The organism is Pseudomonas sp. Z3-8, from assembly GCF_051131975.1.
In the GTDB taxonomy this organism is placed as follows: Bacteria; Pseudomonadota; Gammaproteobacteria; order Pseudomonadales; family Pseudomonadaceae; genus Aquipseudomonas.
The window spans coordinates 2921671-2946421 of record NZ_CP071643.1 but is presented as its reverse complement, the minus strand read 5'-3'; the positions used below and the strand labels follow the sequence as shown (position 1 = coordinate 2946421).

At 62.8% G+C, this 24751-nt stretch carries 18 protein-coding genes; 4 read left to right on the top strand and 14 right to left on the bottom strand.

The features are described from left to right. Nucleotides 1–136: 136 nt before the first annotated feature. The 4 genes from J3P94_RS13580 to J3P94_RS13565 form a co-directional block, all read right to left on the bottom strand. Nucleotides 137–850, bottom strand: a complete 714-nt coding sequence (locus J3P94_RS13580; protein WP_434568324.1) for a GntR family transcriptional regulator — start codon at nucleotides 848–850, stop codon at nucleotides 137–139. A gap of 149 nt (nucleotides 851–999) precedes the next feature. Next, nucleotides 1000–2871, bottom strand: a complete 1872-nt coding sequence (locus tag J3P94_RS13575) for a feruloyl-CoA synthase (protein ID WP_434574064.1) — start codon at nucleotides 2869–2871, stop codon at nucleotides 1000–1002. A 144-nt stretch (nucleotides 2872–3015) separates the two neighbouring features. Next, nucleotides 3016–4464 carry an aldehyde dehydrogenase gene (locus J3P94_RS13570; RefSeq protein ID WP_434574062.1) on the bottom strand — a complete coding sequence of 483 codons (1449 nt, stop codon included), beginning with the start codon at nucleotides 4462–4464 and terminating at the stop codon, nucleotides 3016–3018. A gap of 105 nt (nucleotides 4465–4569) precedes the next feature. Further along, the gene (locus J3P94_RS13565; RefSeq protein ID WP_305500902.1) at nucleotides 4570–5400 is read right to left on the bottom strand and encodes a p-hydroxycinnamoyl CoA hydratase/lyase; all 831 of its coding nucleotides are present in this window, start codon (nucleotides 5398–5400) and stop codon (nucleotides 4570–4572) included. 214 nt (nucleotides 5401–5614) lie between these two features. Here J3P94_RS13565 and J3P94_RS13560 point away from each other — a divergent pair, with 214 nt between their 5' ends. Then, nucleotides 5615–6103 carry a MarR family winged helix-turn-helix transcriptional regulator gene (locus J3P94_RS13560; RefSeq protein WP_434574059.1) on the top strand — a complete coding sequence of 163 codons (489 nt, stop codon included), beginning with the start codon at nucleotides 5615–5617 and terminating at the stop codon, nucleotides 6101–6103. A 177-nt stretch (nucleotides 6104–6280) separates the two neighbouring features. On the opposite strand, the gene J3P94_RS13555 is transcribed toward J3P94_RS13560, so the two are convergent. Further along, nucleotides 6281–7588, bottom strand: a complete 1308-nt coding sequence (locus J3P94_RS13555; RefSeq protein WP_434574058.1) for an OprD family porin — start codon at nucleotides 7586–7588, stop codon at nucleotides 6281–6283. A gap of 311 nt (nucleotides 7589–7899) precedes the next feature. Between J3P94_RS13555 and mhpT the strand changes: the two genes are divergently transcribed. Continuing rightward, complete coding sequence (mhpT, locus tag J3P94_RS13550) at nucleotides 7900–9126, top strand: 3-(3-hydroxy-phenyl)propionate transporter MhpT (protein WP_434574056.1); 1227 nt, start codon at nucleotides 7900–7902, stop codon at nucleotides 9124–9126. Between the two features lie 165 nt (nucleotides 9127–9291). Here the strand turns inward: mhpT and J3P94_RS13545 are convergent, their stop codons facing one another. The 6 genes from J3P94_RS13545 to J3P94_RS13520 form a co-directional block, all read right to left on the bottom strand. Next, a complete protein-coding gene (locus J3P94_RS13545) occupies nucleotides 9292–11712 on the bottom strand; it encodes an efflux RND transporter permease subunit (protein ID WP_434574054.1) in 2421 nt (806 codons plus the stop codon). Nucleotides 11713–11764: 52 nt separating this feature from the next. Beyond that, the gene (locus J3P94_RS13540) at nucleotides 11765–12868 is read right to left on the bottom strand and encodes a WD40/YVTN/BNR-like repeat-containing protein (protein WP_434574052.1); all 1104 of its coding nucleotides are present in this window, start codon (nucleotides 12866–12868) and stop codon (nucleotides 11765–11767) included. Nucleotides 12869–12934: 66 nt separating this feature from the next. Continuing rightward, nucleotides 12935–14296, bottom strand: a complete 1362-nt coding sequence (locus tag J3P94_RS13535) for a DUF1329 domain-containing protein (RefSeq protein WP_434574051.1) — start codon at nucleotides 14294–14296, stop codon at nucleotides 12935–12937. Nucleotides 14297–14311: 15 nt separating this feature from the next. Continuing rightward, nucleotides 14312–15961 (bottom strand): DUF1302 domain-containing protein, encoded by a 1650-nt coding sequence (locus J3P94_RS13530; protein ID WP_434574050.1) that lies wholly within the window; start codon nucleotides 15959–15961, stop codon nucleotides 14312–14314. Nucleotides 15962–16031: 70 nt separating this feature from the next. Continuing rightward, nucleotides 16032–16799: a coniferyl-alcohol dehydrogenase gene (locus J3P94_RS13525; protein ID WP_434574049.1), complete on the bottom strand. Its 768-nt coding sequence runs from the start codon at nucleotides 16797–16799 to the stop codon at nucleotides 16032–16034. A 46-nt stretch (nucleotides 16800–16845) separates the two neighbouring features. Then, nucleotides 16846–18318, bottom strand: coding sequence for a benzaldehyde dehydrogenase (locus J3P94_RS13520; protein ID WP_434574047.1), 1473 nt, complete (start codon nucleotides 18316–18318; stop codon nucleotides 16846–16848). A 283-nt stretch (nucleotides 18319–18601) separates the two neighbouring features. Between J3P94_RS13520 and J3P94_RS13515 the strand changes: the two genes are divergently transcribed. Beyond that, complete coding sequence (locus tag J3P94_RS13515; RefSeq protein ID WP_434574046.1) at nucleotides 18602–20374, top strand: sigma 54-interacting transcriptional regulator; 1773 nt, start codon at nucleotides 18602–18604, stop codon at nucleotides 20372–20374. A 188-nt stretch (nucleotides 20375–20562) separates the two neighbouring features. Here J3P94_RS13515 and J3P94_RS13510 read toward each other — a convergent pair whose 3' ends face one another. From J3P94_RS13510 to J3P94_RS13500, 3 genes are all read right to left on the bottom strand, one after another. Continuing rightward, on the bottom strand, nucleotides 20563–21198 hold the full coding sequence (locus tag J3P94_RS13510) for a hypothetical protein (RefSeq protein WP_434574044.1): 636 nt from the start codon (nucleotides 21196–21198) through the stop codon (nucleotides 20563–20565). A gap of 10 nt (nucleotides 21199–21208) precedes the next feature. Beyond that, the gene (locus J3P94_RS13505; RefSeq protein WP_434574043.1) at nucleotides 21209–22435 is read right to left on the bottom strand and encodes an RtcB family protein; all 1227 of its coding nucleotides are present in this window, start codon (nucleotides 22433–22435) and stop codon (nucleotides 21209–21211) included. A 75-nt stretch (nucleotides 22436–22510) separates the two neighbouring features. Next, entirely contained in the window at nucleotides 22511–23452 is a 942-nt protein-coding gene (locus J3P94_RS13500; protein WP_434574041.1) for an AraC family transcriptional regulator, read from the bottom strand. A gap of 396 nt (nucleotides 23453–23848) precedes the next feature. Between J3P94_RS13500 and J3P94_RS13495 the strand changes: the two genes are divergently transcribed. Continuing rightward, a complete protein-coding gene (locus tag J3P94_RS13495; protein ID WP_434574039.1) occupies nucleotides 23849–24622 on the top strand; it encodes an L-iditol 2-dehydrogenase in 774 nt (257 codons plus the stop codon). Nucleotides 24623–24751 lie beyond the last annotated feature (129 nt).

Below are 24751 nucleotides of genomic sequence, written 5' to 3'. Positions count from 1 at the left end.
CGAATCCTATGCGGGGGTCTCTAAAACACCCTAATACCCTGTGGGAGCGAGCTTGCTCGCGATAGCGGTGTGTCAGGCAATATTAATGATGCTGAACGACCGCTATCGCGAGCAAGCTCGCTCCCACAGTAGAGGTTCATTCAGTTTTAAGGATCACCTTCATCCGCTCATCCGCCAGCGTCGAGCCAAACACCTCGGCGTAACGCAGGGTCGCGTTGGCGTGCTCGCGCATGATCGCCTCGGCCCGGGCGCCCTGGCGATTGACCAGCGCGTCGAACACCGAATGATGCTGCATGTGGGCATAGTTGAAGCGCCGGTATTCGCCGGCCATGTTCTGGCGATCGACCGCCAGGGCCGTGACCGAGGCGAACGGCAGGTGATCGTTGCGCGCCAGGGCGTCGGCGATGGCCGGGTTGTGGCTGCCCTCGACGATTACCTGGTGAAAACGCATGTTGAGGTCGTGATAGACCTCCAGGTCCTCTTCGGTCACATAACCTTTGGCGAACAGTTCATCGCCATCGACCAGGCACTGCTCAAGCGCCCGGCGAGCCTCCTCGGACAAGCCGCGTTCGGCGGTTTGCCGGGCGGCCAGGCCCTCCAGCACCCCACGCACTTCCACCGCGCCGGCAATCTCCTCGGCGCTGACCGAGCGCACCTGGAAACCCCGCCCGCCAAAACGCACCAGCAGCCCTTCCTGTTCCAGGGTGCGAAACGCCATGCGCACCGGCATCCGCGAGACGCCGAACAGTTGCGCCGTTGGAATTTCCATCAGCCGCTCGCCGGCCGCCAGCTCGCCGGAGGCGATCATCCGACGCAACGCAACCAGCACCGTTTGGCCGGGCTTGCTCATCCAAGTGATTTCCAGAAGAGAGAGAGCCGCCATAGTAATTGCAATCAAATGTGGGAGCGAGCCTGCTCGCGAAAGCGGTGGTTCAGCAATATCCAATTCTCGCTGATACACCGCATTCGCGAGCAGGCTCGCTCCCACAGGGTTTGGTGTTAATTGCCGGCGCGCAGGACCGTTGGGTCTTCTCCCCGATACAGCGCCTCGACCTTCGCCGCGCGCCATTGCAACACGGCGCGCTGGTTGATCGAGCCCTTGTCGGTGATTTCGCCACGGTCGATGGAAGCGGGTTCGTCGAGCAGTGCAATCCACTCCACACGACTGGCGTTGCCGTTGGCTTCGCGGTTCAGGCGCTGCAACCAGTCGGCAAACCACTGGCGCACCGGCGGACTGGCCAGGACCTCGGCGTCGCTGGCGCCCTGCGCCAGGCCCGAGAGGCGCCGGCAGTCATGCAGGCGCGGGAACACCAGCGCGCCCAGGTGCGGGCGGTCCGGCGCCGTCACCACCAGGTCCTGGACGTACGGCGTGCCCTCCAGCACCGCGCGGTTGCGCAACGGCCCGACGCTGACGAACACGCCGGAGGACAATTTGAAATCCTCGGCGATGCGCCCGTCGAACATCAGCCCCAACTGCGGGTTGGCGGGATCGGCCAGCTTGATGGCGTCGCCCGAACAATAGAAACCGGCCTCGTCGAACACCTCGGCGGTCTGCTGCGGCGAACGCCAGTAGCCGGGCATGATGTGCGGCCCGCGAAAGCGCCCTTCGAACTTGCCGTCCACCGGCACCATCCGCACTTCGCAACCTGGCGCCGGCAAGCCGATGTAGCCGGCCATGGACAGCGGCCCGGTGGTGAAGGTGCAGGACGGCGACGCTTCGGTCATGCCCAGGCCGGCCATCATGCGGATGCGCTCGCCGCAATGCTGCTCGGCCACCTTGTCGAGGCGATCCCAGGTGCTCTGCGAAAGCCCCGCCGCAGCGAAGAAGAACAGACTGATGCGCTTGAAGAAGCGCTCGCGCAACTCGGCGTCCTGTTCCAGCGCGCTGACCAATTCTTCCCAGCCCTTGGGTACGGTCAGGTAGGCGGTTGGGGAAATTTCCTTGAGATTGCGCAAAGTTTCGGCGAAGCCCTGAACGGTGGGCTTGCCATCGTCCAGATAGAAGGTGCCGCCGTTGTACAGCACGATGCCGACGTTATGGCTGCCACCAAACGTATGGTTCCAGGGCAGCCAATCCACCAGCACCGGTGGTTCCTCGCCAAACACCGGAAAGGTCTGCAAGAGCATCTGCTGGTTGGCGCAAAGCATGCGTTGGGTGGTGATCACCGCCTTCGGCAGCTTGGTGGAGCCGGAGGTGAACAGGAACTTGGCGATGCTGTCCGGGCCGGTGGCGGTGAAGGCCCGCTCGGCCTCGCTGCCGCCCGGCTGCGCCAGCAGGCTGGCGAAGCTTGTCCTGGCGCGGCCGGGTATTTCTCCGCGCACGCTGACCAGGGGGATATCCATAGGCAATACCGCATTGATCGCGCGCTCGAACGGCGCGGCCTCGCTGACAAATACCAGCCCCGGCTGCAACAGGTCGCAGACGTGCCGCAGCTTGGCGAAATCCTGGGAGAGCAACGAATAGGCCGGCGACACCGGGCAATAGGGAATCCCGGCGTACATCGCGCCCAAGGCCATTTGCAAATGCTCGATGTCGTTACCCGAGAGCAGCGCCAGGGGCTTTTCGGCCGACAGGCCATAACGAAGCAGGCCTTGGGCAATGGCCCGCACGCTGTCGAGCATTTCGGCATAGCTGACGTGACGCCAATCGCCTTGGTTTTCGCGAGCGGCAATGAACGTCTGGTCCGGTCGCACCCGGGCCCAGTGCACCAGGCGATCGAGCAGGCGCGACGGCAACGCCGCCAAGGGCTCCAGGGAGCGCATGTGCAGGATGCCCTGCTCTTCCTTCACTTCAACGGCTGGATGCCCGATCGACACCTGGCGATAGCGCGCAGGTTCGGGCCGGGAGGATGATCTGAACTCGGAACTCACGGTGCATCTCCTCCATCAAGGCACACTCGGGTCGCTTGACGCGAGCGGAGCGTGGCAGCGTCTGGCTGCGGCCTTGTGATTGTCATGTCTGGCGTGCATCGGACGATGGCTCGGGCGGCCCATCGCCGGCGATGCGACGGATTTTCAGATCGGGTAATGCCGTGGGCCGTTCTGCATCGTCACCCAGCGCAACTGGGTGAAATGCTCGATGGCGGCCTTGCCGCCAAAGCTGCCGTAGCCGCTGGACTTGACCCCGCCGAAGGGCATTTGCGCCTCGTCGTGCACGGTCGGGCCATTGATGTGGCAGATGCCGGACTCGATTCGTTGGGCCAGCGCCAGGGCGCGGCTGGTATCGCGGCTGAAGATCGCCGCCGACAGGCCGAACTCGGAATCGTTGGCCAGGCGCAGCAACGCTTCGTCACCGTCGCCGCGCAGCAACACCGCTACCGGTCCGAAGGATTCTTCACGGTACAGGCGCATGTCCGGGGTGACGCCGTCGAGCAAGGTCGGCTGAAGGATGCTGCCGTCCAGCTGGCCGCCGGCGACCAGTGTCGCGCCTTTGGCCAGGGCATCGTCGATCAGGCCTTTGAGGCGCAGTCCGGCGCTGGCGTCCACCAGCGAGCCCAGCACCGAATCACCCGCGGCAGGATCGCCGGCGCGCAGGGTCGCGATCTTCGCGGTCAGTCGGGCGACAAAGGCATCGGCTACGCTCGCGTCTACGATCAGGCGCTCGGTGGACATGCAGATCTGGCCCTGGTTGAAGTAGGCCCCAAACGCCGCCGCCTGCACCGCTGCGTCAAGATCGGCGTCATCGAGCACCAGCAGCGGTGCCTTGCCGCCCAGCTCCAGCAATGCCGGCTTGAGATGACGCGCCGACAGTTCGCCGACGATGCGGCCGACGTGGGTCGAGCCCGTGAAGTTGACCCGCCGTACCGCCGGGTTGGCGATCAGGCGCTCGACAATGGTCGGCGCATCCGCCGGCGCGTTGCAGATGACATTGACCACACCATCGCCCAGGCCGGCGTCCTGCAGCACCTGGCCGATCAGGCGGTGCACGGCCGGGCTGATTTCCGAGGCCTTGAGCACCACAGTGTTGCCGCACGCCAGGGGCATGGCGATTGCGCGGGTGGCGAGAATGACCGGGGCGTTCCACGGCGCGATGCCCAACACCACGCCACAGGGCTGACGCAAGGCCATGGCGAAACTGCCGGGCACGTCCGAAGGGATGACTTCGCCATTGATTTGCGTGGTCATGGAGGCGGCTTCGCGCAGCATGTTTGCCGCCAGATGCACATTGAAGCCGTACCAGTTGGCCATGGCGCCGGTTTCGCCAGCGGCGGCAATGAATTCGCCGCTGCGCGCCTGCAACTGCTCGGCCGCGCGCAACAGGCGGGTGCGACGTTCATTGGGCGCCAGCGCGGCCCAGGCCGGGAAGGCAGCGTGTGCGGCGGCCACGGCGGCGTCGGCATCTTCCAGCGTGGCGGCGGCCACGCGGGACACCACTTCACCGGTCACCGGGTTGCAGCGCTCGAAGGTCCGGCCATCGCGGGCCGGGCACGACTGGCCGCCAATCAACAGGGGCACGTCCAGCATGGTGATTCCTCTTTATTGTCTTTATCGGGAACACGTTCACAGTAGCGCCGAGGGCCTTGGACGAACAACCTGCGGGCCCACGATGGCGCCCGCCGCGCTGTCGTCTCAGCGTTTGTAGGTTTGCAGGCCCGGCTTGATGCTCTTGTCGTCCAGGAACTGCTTCATGCCCTGCTCGCGGCCGCCCTCGGTGTCGAGCAGGCGCGACTGGTCCAGCTTGGCGTAGAGGTAGTCCTCGTTCTGCTCCCAGGTCAGCTCGCGGCAACGCTTGAAACCATGCTTGGCCGCGCGCAGCACCACCGGGTTTTTCTCCAGCAGGTTGCGCGCCAGCTCCACGGTGACTTCACGCAGTTGCGCGAGAGGTACGCTTTCATTGACCAGGCCCATCTCGGCCGCTTTTTTCCCGCCGAAGGTCTTGCCGGTCATGATGTAGTACAGGGATTGACGATGGCCCACGGTATCGGCCATGGCTTTGCTCACGAGGTTGCCGGGCGGGATGCCCCAGTTGATTTCCGAAAGGCCGAAGGTGGCTTCGTCGGCGCAGATCGCCAGGTCGCACGCCACCAGCGGGCTGAAGCCGCCGCCGAAGCACCAGCCGTTGACCATGGCAATGGTCGGCTTGGCGTACATGCGCAGCAGTTTCCATTGCCATTGCGAGGCTTCGCGACGGATTTTTTCCTGGAGGATTTCCGGCCCGGCATCCACTTCGCGGAAATATTCCTTGAGGTCCATGCCGGCGGTCCAGGCCTCCCCCGCACCGGTCAGCACCAGCACGCCAGCGGCGGGATCCTGTTCCAGGGTCTCCAGCACATCGATCATCTCGCGGTTGAGGGTCGGGCTCATGGCGTTGCGTTTTTCCGGGCGATTGAGGGTTACCCAGGCGATGCCTTCCTCGATGTCGACCTTGACCGTTGTCCAGCGACCTTCGTAGTTGCTCATGGCGCGTGCTCTCTTGTTCTTGGCTGAAGATGGAGAAAAACTAACCTTGAATATTAGTTATGTCAATTAACTATTAATCAATTTATCTATATTTTTCTGTCGGCCTGGATGCAACGCCGGAGAACAAAAAATACCAGCGACCGTAGCCACCGAGCGGCAACCCCGGCAAACTGGATAGCCTTGTTAATCACTGACCTTGAGGATGCACCTTTCGATGGCCAAGTCTTCCAAGCTTGCCGAAGCCGCCGCCGCGCCCCTGGCCGACGGTACCGACACGCAGGCGCCGCTGGATTCCGCGCTGGATGACCTGATCGGTTACGCCTTGCGTCGCGCGCAGTTGAAACTGTTCCAGAACCTGATCAGCCGTCTTGCTGTCCACGACCTGCGACCGGCCCAGTTCTCGGCCCTGGCGATCATCGACCAGAACCCCGGCCTGATGCAGGCAGACCTCGCCAAGGCGCTGGCCATCGAGCCGCCGCAAGTGGTGCCCTTGTTGAACAAACTGGAAAGCCGCGCCCTGGCCGTACGGGTGCGCTGCAAGCCGGACAAGCGCTCCTACGGGATTTTCCTGAGCAAGACCGGCGAAACCCTGCTCAAGGAGCTCAAGCAGATCGCCGCCCAGAGCGACCTGGACTCCACCGCCGCCCTCAATGGTGCCGAGCGCGAGGAGCTGCTGCGGTTGCTGAAGAAGGTTTACCAGTAAGGAACCTCACTCCTCCCTGTGGCGAGGGAGCTTGCTCCCGCTGGGTTGCGCAGCGACCCCAACACAGTGGACGCGGTTTGCCTGAAGCGCCGCGGCCAATAGCTTGGGGCTGCTGCGCAGCCCAGCGGGAGCAAGCTCCCTCGCCACGAAAGCTCGTCAATGACGGCTTCACTGGCTTCACCAGATCGGCACGCTGTACGTCACCAGGAACCGGGTCTGGTTTTCATCGCGAAACGCCGCCGTTCCCGGAAAGTCGTTTCGGTAGATCGACTTGCGCGCCAGCAAGCCGACGTTTTTCAGCGGGCCGCTCTGGATCACGTAACCCAACTCCATCTGGAACTCACGCTCCTTGCGATCCTCGGCATTGAGGGCCGCCAGCTCGATATGGTCGCCACGCACGTAACGCAACCGGGTCCGCAAGCCAGGCACGCCAACGGCGGCGAAGTCATAATCGTGGATCGCTTGCCAGGTGCGCTCCTTGGCATTAAGAAAGTCCGAACTCATGGTCATTTCACTCAAACCCATCAGCTCGGTGCCGGACACGTAGGGCGTGGCCGTATCGCCGCTCGAATGCATGTAGCCCAGGCTGACGCGATGCCCGCCCAGGCGATAACCGACCAGCGCCGAGACGTTGCGGTTATCCACCTTGCCAGCCTTGGCGGCGCCCTCCTCGCTGCTGAAAAAACTCCGTAGATCGGTGGTCAGCACGCCATCGCCCAATGGCAGGTTGTGCAGCAATGCGAAGGTATTCTGCTGGTACAGATCGGCAACTTCGGCGTGGTAGATGCGCAGGCCCAGATCCTTGTTGACCTGATAATCGCCTCCCACGTACGCCATGTGAGACGAGGTAGCCGCGCCGTTGAAACGACGATTGGGCGAGGCGATGCTCATGGGCTGGTAATCGGTGGAATCGCGCCGGGCGATGCGATCGATGTAACCGGTGTTCAGCGTCAATCCGTCGATGTCCTTGGAGCTCAGGGTTGTCCCGCGAAAGGTCTGCGGCAATAGCCGCGACGGACTGGCGAAGGCAAACGGCAGGAAAATCGAGACATCGCCGGTCTTTACCGTGGTTTGGCCGAAACGCAACTTGCCGGTCACGCCCAGCCGCGAGTACTCATCCGCCGCGCGCTTGTCGCTGCTCGACACCGGCAACAGTTCGGTGCCGCTGCGGTCCGGCGAGGAGTCGAGCTTGATGCCCAGCAGCCCCCTCACATCCAGGCCAAATCCGAGCGTACCGGGGGTAAAGCCCGACTCGACGTTCATGAACACGCCTTGGGCCCACTCCCGGGCCGCAGTCTTGGCGCCGTCGTCCTTGTAATCGCGATCCATGTAGTAATTTCGCAGGGTCAACGTGCCGTGGCTGTCGTCGATGAAGCCTTCGGCCAGCGCCACGCTGCAAAGAAGACTCAGCCCGGTTCCGGCCAACCAGTGAACGAGCGGTGAAACAGGGATCGCCGCCTGGGCGTCCCGGATGATATCTGGCATGTTCGATGTCCGCTTTTTGTTGTTGTTTTCTATCGAGGCAGCCCCGAGTGGAGGGCTGTGCGGACAGAGAATGGAAACGGTCCGGTACTTCGTCAATCGGCGATGTCCGATAATCGAACGTTAATATGATTAACCAATACGGCGACTGTTTCTCCTATAGATACCAAACTGCTGAATTTCCAAGAGAAACCGAAGATTTCGCGGGTTTGCTCCTCGCGATTCATTTTTTAGTTAGCTTTGTTAATCTTAATCCCGCGCTGCGGGGTTCCCTTCGAGCCGCAGTCCCGACAAAAACAATCAGAGGATTCGCCATGAACCATCCGCCGCGTCGTGCGACGTTGACCATTGCCCTGTGTTTCATCGTCGCGCTGATCGAAGGCTTTGATCTTCAATCGGCCGGCACCGCCGCTGCCGGCTTGCGACAGACCTTCGCCCTGGACCCGAAGATGATGGGCTGGGTCTTCAGCGCGGGGATCATCGGCCTGCTGCCAGGTGCGTTTTTCGGCGGCTGGATTGCTGATCGCATCGGCCGCAAGAAAATCCTGATTGCCGCTGTCCTGCTGTTCGGCGTGTTTTCCCTCGGCACCGCGTTTGTCGAGCAATTCTCCAGCCTGCTGCTGGTGCGCTTCATGACCGGCCTGGGACTGGGCGCCGCCCTGCCCAACCTCATCGCTCTGTGCGCTGAAGCCGTCGGCGAACAACGCCGAGGTACCGCCATCAGTGTCATGTACGCCGGGGTTCCGCTGGGTGGCGCGCTGGCGGCAGTGGTCGCCATGACCTTTGGCGAGCACTGGCAAATGACGTTCTTCATCGGTGGCCTGGCGCCGTTGCTGGTGGTGCCGTTGATGCTGCTGTGGCTGCCGGAGTCCAGTGCTTTCAAGCAGATACGACACGTCGCGGGCGAGGTCCGTGGTTCGACCGGCCAGGCGCTGTTCGGCGAAGGCCGGGGGCTGACAACGTTGGGTCTCTGGTTGAGTTATTTCTTCACCCTGACGGTGATGTACATGCTGCTCAACTGGCTGCCTTCTTTGCTGGTGGAACAAGGTTTCAGCAAACCCCAGGCCGGCCTGGTGCAGATGCTGTTCAACATCGGCGGGGCCTTGGGGTCGTTGATCGGTGGGCTGTTGCTTGACCGTTTCAACGCCGTCAAGGTAGTGCTGTTTGTCTATGCCGGCCTGCTGAGCGCCCTGGCCGGGGTCGGTTTGTCGGTGGGCATCATGCCGATGGGCATCGCCGGGTTTGCCGCCGGGTTGTTCGTCATGGCGGCCCAACTAGTGCTTTATGCCTCGGCGCCGCCCTCCTACCCTACGGCGGTGCGCGCAACCGGCGTCGGTGCAGCCGTTGCCATCGGGCGCCTGGGCTCGGTGGCCGGGCCTTTGGCCGCCGGCCAGATCCTCGCGGCCGGCGGCGGGACCACTGCGGTACTGCTGGCGACTTCCCCTGGATTGGTGGTGGCGACGTTGGCCATCCTCAGCGTGATCCGCCGTTCGGCCGGGCCACGGTTGGGCACGGCAGAGCCGGTGGCGCAGAAATCCTGACAGGGGCTATCGCTTCCACATCGCACTTTCGGCGGTCATGACGAAGGTCTACGCCAGGTTCCTTTGTGGGAGCGAGCCTGCTCGCGAAGGGGCCTGCACACTCAGCCTCTTCATCGACTGACGCTCCGCTTTCGCGAGCAGGCTCGCTCCCACAGGATCACCGCTTCAGCCCCTCACCCAGCGCTCCCGCCGGCTCAGTTCAGGCTTCTTTTCAAACACCTTCCGCGGCAATAGCCACCATGCCAGGGCCGGCAGCAGGATCAGGGCGCCAAGCATGTTTACCAGGAACATGAAGGCCAGCAAAATCCCCATGTCGGCCTGGAACTTGATCGGCGAAAAAGCCCAGGTCGACACCGCCACCGCCAATGTCATGCCCGTCAGCAACACCACTTTGCCGGTGAATAACAGCGCCTGGTAGTACGCCTGGGCCAGGGTGTCGCCGGCACGCATGCGCGCCAGGATCACGCTGAGCACATAGAGCGCGTAATCGACGCCGATGCCCACGCCCAGGGCGATGACCGGCAGCGTCGCGACTTTCACGCCCATGCCCAGCCCCACCATCAGCGCCTCGCACAGAATCGAGGTGAGCATCAGCGGCAGCATCGCGCAGAGGGTGGCGCGCCAGCTGCGGAACGTCAGCAGGCATAACAGGCTGACCGCGCCGTAGACCCAGAAGAGCATCTCGCGCATGGATTTCTTCACGACGATATTGGTCGCCGCTTCAATCCCCGCACTGCCGGCCGCCAGCATGAACTTGACCTCTGGCAGCTGATGTCCGGCGATGAACTGCTCGCTGGCCTCCACCACGCGGTTCAAGGTGTCAGCCTTGTGATCGGCCAGGTAGACGTACAGCGACAGCATCGAGCAGCCCTGGTTGAACAGCTCTCGCGGCGCGCGGGTTTGCACGGCGCCCAGCGCGCCGTCATTGGGGATCAGTTCATACCATTTGAAATTGCCCTCGTTATATCCGGCCGTGGCGATCTTGCTCAGCGCCGCCATCGAGGTGGTCGATTCCACGCCGGGCAATTGCTCCAGTTGCCAGGCCAGCGCGTCGACCGCGGACAGGCTGGCGTAACGGGTGCACTGATCCTCCGGGGTCTTGATCATGACCACGAAGATGTCCGAGCTGGCCGCATAGTTTTGCGTCATGAACAGCGCATCGCGGTTGTAGCGCGAGTCGGCACGCAGCTCCGGAGCGCCGGGGTCCAGGTCGCCGATTTTCAGGTGCAGGCTCACGGCAAAACCAGACGCCGCCAACAGCAAGCCAGCCAGCATGGCGCCAATGGCCCAGCGCCGCTGGGTGAACAGATCGAGCACGCGCCACAGCGGATGTTTGATCTGCGCTTGCTGTTCGATGGTTTCCGCACTCAGGCTGCGTTGCGCCGCTGCCGGGCTGACGCCGATGTAGCTGAGCAGGATCGGCAAGAGGATCAGGTTGGTGAAGATCAGCACCGCCACCCCGAGGCTGGCGGTGACCGCCAGGTCCTGGATCACCCGGATGTTGATCAGCAGCAACACCGCAAAGCCCACCGCATCACAGAGCAAGGCGGTGATGCCAGCGGCGAACAGCCGGCGGAAGGTATAACGCGCGGCAACCACCCGGTGGGTGCCCCGGCCGATGTCCTGCATGATGCCGTTCATCTTCTGCGCGCCGTGGCTCATGCCGATGGCGAACACCAGGAACGGCACCAGTGCCGAGTATGGGTCCAGCTCGTAACCGAGCAGTGCCAGCAGCCCCAGTTGCCAAAGCACGGCGGCCAGCGAACAGGTCACCACCACCAGGGTGCTGCGCGCACAACGGGTGTAGCCAAACAGCACCATCACCGTCACCAGTACCGCCACCACGAAAAACAGCAGGACCTGGGTCATTCCCTCGATCAGGTCGCCGACGATCTTGGTAAAGCCGGTGATATGGATCCGCAGGTCGTCGGTCTGGTATTTGTCTCGCAACGCCTCCAGTTGCCGGGAAAACTCACCATAGTCCAGCGCCTTGCCCGTCTGCGGGTTGATCTCCAGCAGCGGCACGAAGATCACACTGGACTTGTAGTTGCCGGCGATCAACTGGCCGACTTCACCGGAACGGCCCACGTTGGTGCGCACCTGTTCGATGCTGCTGGCCGAGCCGTCGTAATCGTCAGGGATCACCGTGCCGCCATCGAGCCCCTCCTCCGTCACGGCGGTCCAGCGGGTGGTCGGGGTCCATAACGATTTCATATAGGGGCGGTCGACGCCCGGTAGCAGATAGAGCTCATCATTGAGCCTGGCCAGAGTATCGAGATAGTCCTTGGTGAAAATGCTGCCCTGCCTGACCTCCACGGCGATACGCAGCGAATTGCCCAGGCCACTCAACTCACTGCGATTCTCCAGGAAGTTGGCGACGTAGGGATGCCCGGTGGGAATGGTCTTCTCGTAACTGGCATTGATACCGATGCGCGTGGCTTGCCAGCCCAGCACCAGGGTCACCAGCAGGCACAGCAGGATTACCAGCGGTCGATGGTTAAAAATCGCCCGCTCGGCGAAATTGCCCGACGCCCGGTCGAAGTCTTCCTGGCGGCCGATCACGGTTTGGATTCTGTCGTCTTTCAAGTTTGACTCCTGTTGCACGAGCCTTGGCCCGATAGCGCTACACCGTGAAGTTTCAAGGTTTACTGGAGCCTCGCGGATCCTGGTCGGCGGCCACGCCGCTCAAACCGACGCTGGCGAGGCTGCCATCGACCGCCTGTTGCACGGCGGCAACCGTGCCACCGCTGCGGCTCTGACGCTTGTCAAAGCTGCGGCCCTGGTCATGGCTGAATAAAAACTCACCGCCCTGGCTGGCCAACAACAGGCTGCCGTCGCGCAGCTCAAGCGCTGCCGCCAGCGTCGACTCGATAGCGGTTTCAAGGCGTCGCCAACTGTTGCCTCGATCGTCCGACCACCAGGCATTGCCACGCAGACCGTAGGCAATCAAGGCCCCATCGCGGGTGCCGAGCAGGCCAAAAAAACTGCCTTCATAAGGTGACTTCAAGGCGTGGAACGACTGTCCGCCATCGCTCGAACGCAACAGCAGGCCGCGCTCTCCCGCCAGCAGCAGGTCCTTGCCCACGCCGCGGACGCCATACAGGTTCAAGCCCTGCGGGTTGTCGACATGACGCATCCACGGCTGCCAGCTACGCCCACCGTCGTCGGTACGGTAGATCTGGTTGTAGGCCCCCACGACGTAGCCGTGCAGGCGATCGATGAAGTACAGGTCAAGGAACGGTTTATCCGGCCCGTCGGCGAGCATATGCCGAGCCTGCGTCAACTGGCTGGCACCGCCGGGTTCATTGGCATCGCGCTCTGCAACCTGCATCGCGAGGGCGATCGCACGCTCACCGTCGAGTTGCTTTTCCCAGGTTTCGCCGCCGTCCCGGGTGTGCAGCACCACGCCCAGATGTCCGACCGCCCAGCCCTGTTCGGCATCGACAAATTGCACCGCCGTCAGGCTGACGCTGACCGGCACCTTGGCCTGGCGCCAATTCATTCCGGCATCGTCGGAAAGCAGCACGATCCCGCGCTCACCGACCGCCACCAGGCGCTCACCGGCCCGGGCCAGCCCGAGCAATACCGCGCGCGGCGCCTTGGCCGTTGGCAGCGCCGGTTGCTGCAGTACGGCCAAGGTCGTGGCCTGCGCGACCCAAGGCACGCTCGCCCACAGGCAACTCACCAGGGCACAAACTGCCCATAGCGGACCGCGGTTCACGAAGATTTTTTCAACGTTCATATCGTCATCCCGCCTGGAAAATCGTCAGTGGCCGCGCCGAACTCCCTCGTCACGGCCACCACTGGTTCAACGCATGTTTTCGTTGGCCATGGCATCCGGCGTGAAATAGGACGCTGAAGGCTTCGCGACCTTCTGGTATTGGACCGTCAGGTCGTTGCTCGACGAATTGAGGAAGTAGGCCCCGGTATCGAGGTTGTAGCTGCCCCACATGACCTGTGCGGTAAGGGCCGGCAGGTCCGGTGCCAGCAGCGTCAGCGAATACATTTGCCGACCGAGCTTGCCCTGGGCGTCATAACCGTCGGCCATCAGGATCTGCCAGGAGTCTTCGTCGACGTAGTAAGTGCGACGCGGCACGACATGGCGCTTGCCAGACTTGAGCGTGGCCTCGACGACCCAGACCCGATGTTTTTCCCAGCGCACCAGGTCAGGATTGAGGAAGCCGACCTTGACCAACTCGTCGCTCTTGGCCAGCGCGGCGCGGTTATTGTTGTAGGGGACGATCAGTTCTTTTTTGCCCACCAGCTTGAGGTCATAACGATCGGTCGGCCCGAACAGCATGAACGCCTCGTCGAACAGGCCGACGCCGGAGGTGACGAAGTCCGGTGTGTCATAGGCAATGTTCGGTGCACGACGAACCCGGCGTTGACCGACCAGGTACTGCCAGGCCGCACGATTGGCCGGGTCCAGGTCCCAATGGGTCATCAGGCCCTCGCCGGCCTTGGACGAGGGCAATTCGGTGAACAGCTTGCCCAGCAGGTACTTGCCCGAATAGTTTTCCAGGCTCCCGCCTTCGACGTAGTAGGGAAACTGATAAGTGTACTGGGCCCGGGTCGCCTGGACTTTCTTGCCACCGGCGGTCATCAGCCAGGTATCGAACGGCGAGCTGATGGTGTCGCCGCCCTGCCAGGACAACCGATAGTTCCACAGCACCTGCGCACCGTTCTCAGGGATCGGGAACGGGATGCCGCCATAGGCGTTGGAGACTTTTTCGCTGTCCACGTCCAGTGCGGCGCGCGTGGCATTCTTGCTGGTGTTGTCGTACACCCATTGCGGCGCGGCGGCCGAGCGATGGGTCGGGTAAACATCCAGGCGATAGTCCGGATATTTCTTCAGCAGCAGCTGGGTGCCCTCGGCCAGTTGGCCGGCGTACTGCGTCATGTTCGACGCCTTGATCGAGTACAGCGGTTTGTCGCCGGCAAATGGATCAGGGCGCTTGTCACCCGCTTTGTAGCCGGGCGCGACCTGGGTATAACCGCCCTGCCAGGCCGGGATGCTGCCATCGGCGTTGCCGGCGCGCTCACCACCAAAGGGGGTCAGATCGGTTTTCAAGCGCGCGGCCTGCTCAGGCGATACCGCCGCCTGCGCCAGGCTCATGCCGGCCAGGGCAAGGGCGAGGACGCAGGTGTTCAGGAATGCTGGGTTCTGCATGGCGAATCCACCTTGTTAGAATGAGGTTTTCACATAGAGCGAGACGAAGTCGCGGTCGGCCAACGACTGGCCGTAACTGAAATTGCCGTCCTCGCGTAGCCCGGCCTTGGGTGCGCCGAAGAAGTTCACGTAATTGAGGCCGACATCCCAGCGCTGCAGGTAGGTGGCTTTGAGGCCGACGCTCCAGTCGCCGGAATGGGTATTGCCGAAGCCGGATTTGTTCACCGCCGATGAACGTCCATCAAGCACAATCCCCATGCCGATCGGCACGGTGAGGTCGATCCCGTCGACGATCTGGAAGTACGCCGGTTCCATCAATACTCGCAACGCCGTGGCATCCCGGGTGGTATTGGAATCCAGCGCCGCTGCGTTCTCGGTCACGCTCAGGGTGCGGTTCCAGGCCAGCTCGGCCAGGGCCGAGCCGCCATCCCAGAAAGCGGTGGGCGACAACAGGTAGATCGCCGACAGATTGACGTGCGCGGTCTTGCCTCGGGCGAACAGCGCATCGTCGCCACCATCGGCCTGCGTACCGGGGGTCACTACTTGCAGGTTGCTCACCAGCGGCGCGTTCCAGCGCACCGACGATTCACCGGCAAAGTTGAACGGACCGTAAGCGGTAGAAAAGCTGACGCCGGCGGTCTTGATGTCTTCGGCGTAGACCTGGCGATAGGAGCCGAGGATCGGCAGACCGCTGGCCGCAGCCGCCGGACCGTCCAGGTAGGCATACAAGCCGATCGGCGCCTTGTCGTGATACTGGGCCGCGTAGAAACCCAGCTCCAGCTCTGTGCCGGCCGGTTTGAAGCGGATCTGCATACCGCCCTGCCCCGAATTGCGCGGTTTCAGGTCGCCGCCATTCACCGTGTCGTTGCCGAATACCTCACGCAGCGGACCGCTGCCGTAACCGATGGCGTCGGCGTCGCTCAGGTAGCTCCCGGCGCCGGGCAGGTTGGAACGTTCCCACTCGAACTGATAGTAGGCGCCCACCGACAGCTGCGGGTTGATCTGCAACTGCCCGGAAATCTGATTGACCGGCCGCAGGATCTCCTTGAACTGTGTGCCCGGCACGCTAAGCAACTTGACCACATCGGTCGGCCCCTGGGCATTGGCAATGCCGTTGCCGCCGTAGAACAGGCTTTCGCCGTAGATCAGGCTGTGGCGTCCAAGACGCGCCACGCCTTGGGAGTCATCCCCTAGGTCTCCGCGCAGGAACACGAAGGCATCGAGAATCTCAGCGTCGCGTCCATGCAGCTCGCGGGTTTCGCTGAGGAAATGTGGCTGCTCGCTGCTGTCGGTGTCCTGGTTGTAGATATCGTCGTACCAGGCCGCGCCGCTGACCCGCAGCCCGTAGTTTTGCCGGCTGAGGTCCATTTCGGAAAACAGGTCGAGACGGTTGGAGACCAGGCCGCGACTGAAGTTCTTGTCGCCCTGGCTCTGGATCGAGGGGTACAGGCCATTGGCGGTGGGCGCGTTGACCAGACGGCTGTCCTGTCCATGCAGGCGCCAGGCCTGGCTGTACTTGATCGTGTTGTCCCAGCGCAGTTTCCAGTCGGAGTCGCCCAGGTCCATTTGCATGGCCTCGGCCCTCTCGCCCATCACACCGCTGCTGCAAAGCGCCAGGAATAGCGCGCAATGCTTGAAACCAAAGCTGTCTTTGAGGTTGTCCATGGGGTGCTCTCATTATTGTTATTGTTTGGCATGGCTTTGCCGCCACCCGCGCGGGTGGCGGCTTGGGTTCTCAGACGTAGGTGGAGGCCAATCCACCATCGACGGGCAGGTTGACGCCGTTGATCCAGCGCGACTCGTCGGCACACAGGAAGGCGATCACCGCCGCTACCTCATCGGCGTAGGCGGGACGTTTCATGCGATGGGCATCGGCCTGGGTCCGAGCCTCGCCGAGCATGCTCACGAAGTCGTCGAGGATGGGCGTGAAGACCGGCCCCGGCGCGACACAGTTCATGCGCACCGAATGTTCCAGGAACCAGGGTTGGGCCTGCAGGTAGGTCCAGACGATCAAGGCCTCCTTGAAATACTGGTAGCAGGTCTGGTCCGGCACCGGGTGATCAGCCAGCCAGGCTTGCCCGGCGGCAAACCCTTCGCTGCGCGCCAGCGCCTTGTGCTGCTCTACGCGTAGCGGCCATTCGGCGCCAAGGATCGAGGCGATATTGACGATGCTGCCGCCCGCATTGATGCGTGGCAGCAACGCCTGGCTGAAGTGGCGCAACCCGAGGTAGTTGACCCGCGCCAGCAGTTGCGGATTGGCGGTGCCCGGCACCCCGGCAATATTGCACAGGCTATCGAACCGTGCGGGTAGCTGCGGCAGCAGGCGGTCGATGTTCTCGGCGCTGCTCAGGTCACCCTGTACAAAACCGTCCAGGGTCTGGTGCGGCGCCTTGAGGTCCACGCCGATTACCTCGGCGCCGTGGGCACGCAGCAGGCTCGCCGTGGCGGCACCGATGCCCGACGAGACGCCGGTCACCAGTACAATCTTGTTGTCGAGTTTCATGTTGAGTCCTCTTGTTATTTTTATCTGCCCCGTTGAAACCGACCGGTCAGAACGGATAGGCAGGCGCCTTGTCCTTGACCGTGACCCACTGCCACTGGGTGTACTCGTCCCAGTCCGCCGGGCCGCCAACGCTGCCGCCATTGCCCGAAGCGCCGCGCCCACCGAACGGGTTGATGCACTCGTCGGCGACAGTCTGGTCGTTGATGTGCAGCATGCCGCACTGCAATCGCTCGCCAATGGCCATGGCCCGGCCCACCGAAGGTGAAATGACCGCCGCCGACAGGCCGTACTCGCTGCGATTGGCCAGTTCGATGGCTTCCTCGTCGCTGGCGAAACTGACCACGCTCGCCACCGGACCGAAGACTTCATCCTCGAAGGCACGCATGCCCGGCTTCACGCCGCTGAGCACGGTCGGTTGATAAAACAAACGGTCGTAGTTACCGCCGGTTTCCAGCCTCGCCCCGGCGCGCACGCTGTCATTGACGATGTCATGCACGCGCTGCAACTGGCGTTGGTTGATCAACGGCCCCAGCGCGGCTTCCTCGCGGGCGGCGTTGCCGATGGTCAACGCCTGGGCTTTGTCCACCAGTTTCTGAATGAGGGCCTGAGCAATCGACTCATGGGCGAGGATCAACCCGGTGGCCATGCAGATCTGCCCCTGATGCAACCAGGCGCCCCAGGCCGCGTTGCGGGCGGCGAGGTCCAGGTCGGCGTCTTCGAGGACGATCAAGGGGTTTTTGCCGCCCAGCTCCAGCGCGACTTTCTTGAGGTTGCGCCCGGCCACTTCGGCCACCTTGCGACCGGCGCCGGTGGAACCGGTGAAGGCGATCATCTTGACGTTGGGATCACGGCACAGCGCTTCCCCGGCGTCGGCCGCACCAGGCAATACCTGCAACAAGCCCTTGGGCAGGCCCGCGGCTTCGAAGAGACGGGCAATCAGAAAGCCGCCACTGACCGGCGTCTGCGGATCCGGCTTGAGCACCACCGCATTGCCCGCCGCCAGGGCCGGCGCCACGGAGCGCATCGACAATACCAGGGGAAAGTTGAACGGCGAGATCACTCCGATCACACCATGGGGCAAGCGCCGCGCATAAGACAGGCGCCCTGCCTCGCTGGGCAGCACCACGCCATGGGCCTGAGACAGCATGCCGGCGGCCTGATGCAACAGCACGATCGCCTCGCGCACCTCGTGCTGGCCCTTGAACAAGGCCGCGCCGGTTTCCCGTGCGACGTACAGCGCCAGTTCCGCGAAGGAGCGCTCGGCGACGTCAGCCGCCTTGCGAAAGATCGCAGCCCGTTCCCGTGGACCGAGGGCGGCCCAGGCCGGTTGCGCCAGGGCCGCATCGCGACTGGCCTTGGCGATATCGGCAGCATCGGCCGAAGCACTGCGCATCAGCGCCTCGCCGGTCGCCGGCTCGATGATAGTCAGCAACGGGCCCGAGGCAGGCACCCAATTCCCGTTGAAGACACATTCGGACGCGATCACCTGGGCTAGCAGGTGGTTTTCGGATGCAGACATTTAAAGCTCCCGGCTCTTTGTTGTTGTCATCGTTTGCCACGCCTTGCCGACGCTGGCGCAAACGCCGTAGGAGTGGCTGAGCAAGCCGTGTGCCGAATTCACCCGCGGTACTGCACAAACTTGGCGCAAGGCTCTGGATCAAGGCTCCCCGGCTGGCAAAGGGCAACGTGGCTGGCGTCGAACCAGCCGCTGGCCGATCGCCACTTGTTCATTTGATAAAGTTATGCTTAATAACTATCTGGCCAGGTGTTCATTTCGACTACCACCATCAGGGGCAATAACAATGAATAATCCCCACTGTCCGCTGCCGGAGCGGATCGCTGCCGAGCCTTTTCGTCCACGCGGCGATAGCAAGGAACTGAGCGACAGCAGCTCGCCAACCCCGGCAGAACTGACCAACTGCCTGTTTTTCTCCCCCGACGACGGGCGTATCTGGCTCAACGACCAACGCATGTTGTTGCTGCACAGTTCATCCTTCGGCGCGTTGCGTCGGGAAATCATCGAGCGCCAGGGGCTGGAGCAGGCCCGGGGCATGCTCACCCGCACCGGCTATTGCTCCGGCGCCCGCGACGCCCGGCTGATTCGTGAACGCTGGCCCCACGCCGACGCGGCCGCGGTGTTTCGCGCAGGCACGCACCTGCATACCCTCGAAGGCATGACCAAGGTCGAGCCGCTGCATTTCAAGTTCGATGCGGAATCGGGGTTTTACGAGGGGGAGTTTCTCTGGCATCACTCCTGCGAAGCCGACGAACATATCGCCGCCTATGGCACCGGGCAGGATCCGGTGTGCTGGACAGAGCTGGGTTACGCGATCGGCTTCGTCAGCGGGTTGTTCGGGCAACTGGTGGTCTTTCGCGAAGTGGAATGCCGGGGCATGGGGCATGAGCGCTGTCGTGTCGTCGGCAAGACCGCCGAGCAATGGGGCGATATCGAGCGCGACCTGAGCTACCTCAATGCCTCGCAACCGGCTGCGCCTTTACCGTCCGGCGCCAGGCCCGATCCCATGACTGCCAGCGACCCGCTGCCTGACAGCGAACAACCGCTGATTGGCGCCAGTGCGGCGTTCAACGCGGCGACGCTGGCTCTGCAGCGGGTCGCCCTGACACCGGCCACTGTGCTGGTCACCGGCGAGTCTGGCGTGGGCAAGGAAATGTTCGCCCGTCAGTTGCACCAACTGAGCCGGCGCCGCCAAGGGCCGTTCATCGCCCTCAACTGCGCGGCAATACCGGACAACCTGATCGAAGCCGAACTGTTCGGCGTAGAGCGTGGTGCCTATACCGGCGCCACCCATTCACGCCCCGGCCGTTTCGAGCGGGCCGATGGCGGTACGTTGTTCCTCGATGAAATCACCTGCCTGAGCCTGGCCGGCCAAGGCAAGCTATTGCGCGCGTTGCAGGAGCGGGAAATCGAACGGGTCGGTGGCGGCCATGCCATCAAGGTCGACGTGCGAGTGGTCGCGGCGACCAACCTCGACCTGCGCAAAGCCGTGGCCCAAGGCGAGTTTCGCGAAGACCTGTTCTATCGGCTCAATGTCTACCCCATCGCCCTCCCGCCCCTGCGCGATCGCCGCGATGACATACCGTTGCTGATCAATGCCTTCCTCAAGCGCTTCTGCCGGGAATACGGCCGTACACCGGTGGGCCTGACCATGCGCGCCTTGAAGATGCTGCTGCGCTACGACTTCCCTGGCAACGTGCGGGAACTGCAGAACCTCATCGAACGCGGCTTGATTGCCAGCGAAGAAGGCCAGGCCATTGACCTGGTGCATCTGTTTCGCGACGAGCGATTGCCGGCGGATGCGTATTCGGTGGACGGCAATGGCGGGCTCACGTCATTGCCGCCGGCCGCGAGCGACGCTACGGCGAAGGCGCCGTTGTTGCCGTCCCTCAGTCAATGGGACGCGGACTTCTCCATCGACGGCCTGGAGTCGCGCCTGATCAACGAAGCCCTGCAACTGAACAGCGGCAACCTGGCGGCGGCAGCCAGGTCGCTGGGCTTGAGCCGGGCGCAGTTCGCCTATCGGTTGAAGAAACACCAACGCAATATCGATGAATAAACACAGGCTCAGTGGGAGCGAGCCTGCTCGCGAAAACATCGGCCACCACAAACCCCGTGGCGAGGGAGCTTGCTCCCGCTGGCCTGCGCAGCAGACCCCTGCATTTCTTCAGGCAGACCGCAGTAGCCTCTTTGCGACTGCTGCGCAGCCGAGCGGGAGCAAGTTCCCTCGCCACGAGCTGCGTCCGCTCAATCCGTCGTGCTCGCCGCCAGCACACCCAGGGTCCGGCGCTCGGGATTCCAGATATTCAGGCACCACACCCCCCACCACTCCAGGCCATCATCGAAATAGTCGCTCCAGGGATCCCGGGCGGGATCGGGCTCGTCGCTGGCCAATCCGTTGAAGTTGAAGTTTTCGACCCAGTCCAGCACCACCACGCCGCTATCCGGCACAAGCCCCAGCAAATCGAGCCACTCTTTGAACAACGCCTGGGGCGTGTCGTTGATGAAGCGGGTGCTGTAGGGCGGCTCGCAAAACGCGTCGTACAAGGCATAGGATTGCGGGTTGCGTTCAGTCTTTCCCGTGCGCATGAGCCGAATGACCTGGTCCTGACCCAGCGCCTTGGGAACGGCCTTGCTCAGGTCCCAGCGCATGCTCGGTGGGGCGATATCGGCATAGCGCGGATCAAGGCGCAGTTGGCGATCACGCTCAAGCCATTGCGCCTCGATGTACTGGAACAGCCGGTCCACGGCCTGGCAGTGCAACGACTGATCAACGATTTCATCCGCCTCGGGAGCAAGCACCAGGAATTCGAAGGCGCAACCGGCCGCCTCCATTCGCTGGCGCAACGCTTCACTGGCTGCCTGCTCGACAATGCTCAACATGCTCGCTCCGCTAACCTTTCACGCAGACGACCTGGCGCAGCGTATGCAGCACTTCGACAAGTTCACGTTGTGCATGCATTACCTTGTCTATGTTTTTGTATGCCATCGGAATTTCATCAATCACCGCAGCGTCTTTCCGGCATTCCACATGGGCGGTGGCGCGGACCTGATCCTCGACGCTGAAACGCCTTTTCGCCTCGGTCCGGCTCATGACCCGGCCGGCACCGTGGCTACACGAACAAAACGATTGCTCGTTGCCCAGGCCACGCACGATAAAACTCCTGGCGCCCATCGAACCGGGGATGATACCCAACTCGCCTTTCCTGGCCGACACCGCGCCCTTGCGCGTCACCAGTACGTCGTGTCCGAAGTGTCGCTCTTTCTGCACATAGTTGTGATGACAATTCACCGCTTCCAGCGCCACTTCGAACGGTTTGCCGATGACCTGCCGGGCGGCGCGTATCACCGCGTCCATCATCAAAGCCCGATTCTGCCGGGCGAAATCCTGGGCCCAGCCCACCGCTTCGACATAATCGTCGAAATGCCGGCTGCCCTCCTCGAAGTAGGCCAGGTCACGGTCCGGCAGATTGGCGAGGTGCTGGCGCATGTCGGCCTGGGCCAACTGGATGAACAGATTGCCGATGGCATTGCCCACGCCCCGGGAGCCGCTGTGCAACATGAACCAGACCCGGTTGGCCTCATCCAGGCACACTTCAATGAAATGATTACCGCTGCCCAGCGTACCCAGATGCTGCCGGTTGTTGGTCCGGGCCAGCTTCGGGTATTTGTCGGTAATCGCCTTGAAGCGCGCGGCCAGCGCGACCCACGCCTGGTCAGCCTCGCGTGGGACATTGCTCCAGGCGCCCTTGTCGCGTCCGCCATGGCTGAGGCTGCGCCCATGGGGCACGGCTTTTTCGATAGCGCTGCGCAGGGCCTGGAGGCTGTCCGGCAAATCGGCGGCATCGAGCGAAGTGCGCGCGGCGATCATGCCGCAACCAATATCCACCCCCACCGCCGCCGGAATGATCGCGCCTACGGTGGGGATGACACTGCCGATGGTCGAGCCCTTGCCCAGGTGCACATCGGGCATCACCGCCAGGTGTTTGAAAATGAATGGCATTTTTGCCGTGTTCAGCAATTGCTGGCGAGCTTCGGCCTCCACCGGCACGCCCTGGGTCCAGAGTTTGATGGGCTTGCCGTTGGCGACTTCCAGCAGTTCGTAGGTTTTCTCGTGCATGGTCGCGGTTCTGTTCAATGACGAGCCGCGCTTGATTGCCGGCTCACAATTTCGACACTGGGCATCAACGCAGATTCAGCGAGGATTTGTCGAACGCGGTTGCGTGTCTGGATGTGGCGAGCCGGAAATAACGCCCCGGCGATAGTCGCTGGGCGTCTGGTTCATTTCGATGCGGAAATGCCGATTGAAGTTGGACAGGTTGTTGTAGCCCACTTCAAAACAGATGTCGGTCACCGCCATTTCGCTCTGCGACAGCAACCGGCAGGCGCGCTGGACCCGGAGCTTGCGCATCAGGTCGATGAATCCGTGGCCGGTGATGCGCTTGAAGAACCGCGAAAAACCGGGTTCGCTCATGCCCAGTTGCCGGGCGATCACCGACAGGCGCACGTCGCCGGTCAGTTCGGCTTGCAGGTATTCGAAGGCTTTCTGAATGCGCGCCGAGCTGCGCTCATCGAGCGTCGGCGCGTAGCAAGGGCTGGCCAGGCACAGGACATCGCTCTCGCGGGCGCGACCAAGGGTGTCGAGCAATTCGAAAAACAGCGCCAGCCGCGCCAGGCCCTGGGCCGGACCGATCATTTCGAGCAGGTGCGCCGCGCACCGCGCCGTGCCGCCGCTAAAGGCCAGGCCACGGCGTGCCTGTTCGAACAGGCGTTGCAGGTTTCCCAGTTCCGGCAGTGTCTGACGCAGGGCCAAGAGGGTGGATCCGTCAAACTGCAACACCACGTCGCGCCCAGCCAGATGCTCGCCAGGCGCCAGGTCGCCCATCCAGTCGTGGGGCAGGTCCGGACCGATCATCGCCACATGGCCGGGCCCGAACGGGCCGATGTAGTCACCCGCCAGCAACCTGCCGCTGCCCCGACGGATCAAGTGGATTTCAAACTCCGGATGGTGATTCCAGCGCGCCATGGGATAAGGATAGTCATGCTCGTACCAGCGAAAGCTGTGCTCGGGCTCCGGCAGGATGACTTCCAGCTCGGGCGGCCGCTGGTCGTAAAGGAGCGTTCGGTGATCAGGCATGTCGCGCCTCTCTTATCGTTATGGACCGCACCTTACGCCGGGTGCCCAGCGGTCCGCCAGCTTCGCCCTGACGCGCCACTGATACTTTTTTAACTGCCATGTTGGTCAGTTAAAAAAGTATCACGCAGGGATCCTCTGCGTGTTTGTCGACCCTCAATGGCACTGCTGTAATCCCTATCGACAACGACGGCCCAAGCAAAGACGGTTCATCCAATACCCGTGGCGAGGGAGCTTGCTCCCGCTCGGCTGCGCAGCAGTCGTAAACCGGTGCCTGAGGTTTACCTGACGAAATGCATTGGCTGCTTTTGGGGTTGCTGCGCAACCCAGCGGGAGCAAGCTCCCTCGCCACAAGAGCCACCGACTTTCATTTTTGTTACCAGAACAGGACCATCCCCCATGAAACGACTGCAAGGAAAAAGCGCACTGATAACCGGTGCCGCCCGTGGCATCGGCAGGACATTCGCCCAGGCCTATATCGACGAAGGCGCGACCGTGGCGATTGCCGATATCGATCTGGACCGGGCCCAGGCCACCGCCAGCGAACTGGGCGACAACGCCTATGCGATAAAAATGGATGTGACGGACCAGGTTTCGATCGATCAGGCGATCGAGGCAGTCGTCGCCCGGGCGGGCAAGCTGGACATCCTGATCAACAACGCGGCGCTGTTCGATCTGGCGCCCATCGTCGAAATCACCCGGCAAAGCTACGAACGGCTGTTCTCCATCAACGTGGCCGGCGCGCTGTTCACGCTGCAAGCCGCCGCCCGGCAGATGATCCGCCAGGGCCACGGCGGCAGGATCATCAACATGGCGAGCCAGGCCGGCCGGCGTGGCGAGGCCCTGGTGGCGGTCTATTGCGCCTCCAAGGCGGCGGTGATCAGCCTGACCCAGTCCGCCGGGCTGGACTTGATCAAGCATCGGATAAACGTCAACGCCATCGCCCCTGGCGTGGTGGATGGCGAGCACTGGGACGGCGTCGACGCGCTGTTCGCGCGCTACGAGAACCTGCCCCTGGGGGAAAAGAAGCGTCAGGTCGCTCGGCAGGTTCCCTATGGCCGCATGGGCACTGCCCAGGACCTCGTCGGCATGGCGGTTTTCCTGGCCTCGGCTGACAGCGAATACGTGGTGGCACAGACCTATAACGTCGACGGCGGTAACTGGATGAGCTGACGCATCGCAGGTTTTACGGCCTTGAGACGATGAAAATGGACCTATTCGCCTGAAAATTGATCCCACTACTTGAGGAGCGTCCCGAACGGTACCAAACGGTGCCGTCCCTGGGATTTCAAAAGAGCGTGA

Excerpts from the sequence above, each read along its gene's own strand:
- J3P94_RS13525 (WP_434574049.1), bottom strand. The coding sequence starts at position 16,799 with ATGAAACTCGACAACAAGATTGTACTGGTGACCGGCGTCTCGTCGGGC.
- J3P94_RS13510 (WP_434574044.1), bottom strand. The coding sequence starts at position 21,198 with ATGTTGAGCATTGTCGAGCAGGCAGCCAGTGAAGCGTTGCGCCAGCGA.
- mhpT (WP_434574056.1), top strand. The coding sequence starts at position 7,900 with ATGAACCATCCGCCGCGTCGTGCGACGTTGACCATTGCCCTGTGTTTC.
- J3P94_RS13495 (WP_434574039.1), top strand. The coding sequence starts at position 23,849 with ATGAAACGACTGCAAGGAAAAAGCGCACTGATAACCGGTGCCGCCCGT.
- J3P94_RS13565 (WP_305500902.1), bottom strand. The coding sequence starts at position 5,400 with ATGAGCAACTACGAAGGTCGCTGGACAACGGTCAAGGTCGACATCGAG.
- J3P94_RS13515 (WP_434574046.1), top strand. The coding sequence starts at position 18,602 with ATGAATAATCCCCACTGTCCGCTGCCGGAGCGGATCGCTGCCGAGCCT.
- J3P94_RS13535 (WP_434574051.1), bottom strand. The coding sequence starts at position 14,296 with ATGCAGAACCCAGCATTCCTGAACACCTGCGTCCTCGCCCTTGCCCTG.
- J3P94_RS13580 (WP_434568324.1), bottom strand. The coding sequence starts at position 850 with ATGAGCAAGCCCGGCCAAACGGTGCTGGTTGCGTTGCGTCGGATGATC.
- J3P94_RS13560 (WP_434574059.1), top strand. The coding sequence starts at position 5,615 with ATGGCCAAGTCTTCCAAGCTTGCCGAAGCCGCCGCCGCGCCCCTGGCC.
- J3P94_RS13530 (WP_434574050.1), bottom strand. The coding sequence starts at position 15,961 with ATGGACAACCTCAAAGACAGCTTTGGTTTCAAGCATTGCGCGCTATTC.
- J3P94_RS13500 (WP_434574041.1), bottom strand. The coding sequence starts at position 23,452 with ATGCCTGATCACCGAACGCTCCTTTACGACCAGCGGCCGCCCGAGCTG.
- J3P94_RS13555 (WP_434574058.1), bottom strand. The coding sequence starts at position 7,588 with ATGCCAGATATCATCCGGGACGCCCAGGCGGCGATCCCTGTTTCACCG.
- J3P94_RS13540 (WP_434574052.1), bottom strand. The coding sequence starts at position 12,868 with ATGAACGTTGAAAAAATCTTCGTGAACCGCGGTCCGCTATGGGCAGTT.
- J3P94_RS13570 (WP_434574062.1), bottom strand. The coding sequence starts at position 4,464 with ATGCTGGACGTGCCCCTGTTGATTGGCGGCCAGTCGTGCCCGGCCCGC.
- J3P94_RS13520 (WP_434574047.1), bottom strand. The coding sequence starts at position 18,318 with ATGTCTGCATCCGAAAACCACCTGCTAGCCCAGGTGATCGCGTCCGAA.
- J3P94_RS13505 (WP_434574043.1), bottom strand. The coding sequence starts at position 22,435 with ATGCACGAGAAAACCTACGAACTGCTGGAAGTCGCCAACGGCAAGCCC.